Origin of the sequence: Dactylosporangium sp. NPDC050688 (assembly GCF_040654515.1) — a bacterium.
Taxonomy (GTDB): Bacteria; Actinomycetota; Actinomycetes; order Mycobacteriales; family Micromonosporaceae; genus Dactylosporangium.
Window position 1 is genome coordinate 1 of the sequence record NZ_JBFAIC010000171.1, and the last position, 2185, is coordinate 2185.

A 2185-nucleotide genomic window follows, 5' to 3' on the forward strand; every position below is an offset into this window, starting at 1 on the left:
ATGTTGAGTCGGCCTGGGGCGCGGTTTCGGTGTTGCTACCGGTCCGTTTCCCCAGGCCGCTCGCCGAACCGGACGTGCGACTTTCATCGCATCCGGCTCTCCACGGACTTTGCCGTTCGGTGTGGTTCAGGCGGCGCCCCACGGGGTGGGGATCTTGTTACCTCGGTAGCGGTAACGCTTGATCGGTACCGAGGCTGGGTTGAACAACTCGATCCCGTCCGAGGTGATGGGTTGCCACGCCCCGGTGGGGGTGGTGAGCCATCGGCGGACGTCGCCCCAGTTCCAGCGGTGCCGTTTGTACTGCCATCGCACGATCCGCCACCACGTGAAGTTCCTGATGTGGTCGAAGACGCGTTTGGCCACGGCGTGCTTGAAGTAGTTCACCCATCCGCGCGTGATTTGGTTGAGTCTGGTCAGCGTGGTCGGGAGATCCTTCTGGGACGTCCTGTAGGTCATGGCACGGATCTTCGCCTTCAGCTGCCGGACTGGCCGGTCGGCGATGAAGGTGTAGACGTACCACTGGTTCGTGCCCCGCTTGCGGCGCCACCGGATGTGGAACCCCAGGAAGTCGAACCCGTCGCTGAGGTGCACGACCGTGGTCTTGGCCGGTGACAGCCGCAGACCCATCGGTGCCAGCACTCGGGCGACGTCTTCGCGCAGCGCCTCGGTGTCGTCTTGGGTGCCGTGCACCATGACGACGAAGTCGTCGGCGTAGCGGACCATCCGCCACGTCGGCAACCCGCGGGCGCGGCGGGACCTGCGCCGGCTGTCGGTGTGCATCATCCCGCCCGGCTTCCATGGCGCCTGGAGGTGCTCGTCGAGCACGGACAGGGCGATGTTCGCCAGCAGCGGGGACAAGATGCCGCCCTGCGGCGTGCCGGTCGGGGTGTCCCGCTGTTCGCCGAGCTCGGTGAGCAGCCCGGCTTTGCAGAACGCCTTGACCAGCGCGAGCACCCGCTTGTCCTTGACCCGAGCCCGCACCCGGTCCATCAGGGCCGTGTGGTTGATCGAGTCGAAGCACGCCTCGATATCCGCATCCAGCACCCACTGGTATCCGCGGGTGCCGTAGTAGTGGATCTCGGCGATTGCGTCGTGCGCCCGCCGCCGGGGCCGGAACCCGTAGGAGACCGGCTCGAAGCCGGCCTCGAAGATGGGTTCCAGGACCAACTTCAACGCTGCCTGAACGACCCGGTCGGTCACCGTCGGGATACCGAGGCTTCTGACCTTCCCGGACCCGCCCGGTTTCGGGATCTTCCGTTCCCGCACCGGAAGCGGCCGGAACGCTCCCTGCCTCAGCTGGGCGCGTATGTCGTTCAGGAATCCGGGGACCCCGATGGACTCCTCGACAGCAGCGACCGTCAGGCCGTCCACGCCAGGGGTCCGGGCCCCGAGATTACCCGCCACCCGGCCGAACGCCACCAACAGCGTCGCCGGGTCGTGCACGAAGTTGAACAGGTCGTCGAACCTGCGGCCGGCATCGGCCGCTGCCCAACGGTGAAGCTTGGACTGCATCTCCGCTACCCGCGCCCGTGGACCCTGCGATCCATCCGACACCGGTGCGCCGCCGTTCGGCGGTGCCTCTTGCGGCATTGCAGCTTCCTCCCCTCGCAAATCCGCTGCCGCCCTTCGCCATGCGCACGGCTTTCCCGTGCTCGGACTACTACGGCGGCTCCGCCCTGTCCCGGACCGATCGGCCGACGACGGGCCCAGCCCCCATACCGCGTCGGATACGCACCACAGAGGCGAGGACCGGGACAGTTCCCGTGTTCACTCGTTGATCGCTCAGCGGGGAGGCACCCGACTATGCCCCAGCGGCATCGCCACGGGTACGCCGCAGTCTTTCCCCGTGGCCTCCCGTCCAGCTTCATTGACCTTCCAGGAGTTCCCCAAGCCCGTCATGAAGGGCCGGGTACGCACCGCCTCCGGCCCACATCCGCCAGGTTCCGGGCCGGTACGTCCTTGAGGAGCGTGATCACGCCGGTTCCTCTCGTATGCCTGTCCGCCTTGCTTGCCGCACCCGCATCATCTGGCAGTACTGACACGTCACGGCGTTGTCAGGGCTGCTTCCCACCCTCACCAGCGCCTCCCGGCTCGGGCTGCCCTCAGCTTCACCACCCTGCTACGACAGGACAGCGGTGCAGGTCTCTCACCTCCACACGATCAACAAGCGCCTCACGGCGCACGA

The 2185-nt window shown here is 67.0% G+C and carries 1 protein-coding gene; it reads right to left on the minus strand.

Annotation, left to right across the window (positions count from 1 at the left end; genetic code table 11):
* Positions 1-126: 126 nt before the first annotated feature.
* Entirely contained in the window at positions 127-1512 is a 1386-nt protein-coding gene (gene ltrA, locus AB0H83_RS51750; protein WP_360111424.1) for a group II intron reverse transcriptase/maturase, read from the minus strand.
* Positions 1513-2185 lie beyond the last annotated feature (673 nt).

Coding starts and splice junctions, on each gene's coding strand:
- ltrA (WP_360111424.1), bottom strand. CDS start 1,512: ATGCAGTCCAAGCTTCACCGTTGGGCAGCGGCCGATGCCGGCCGCAGG.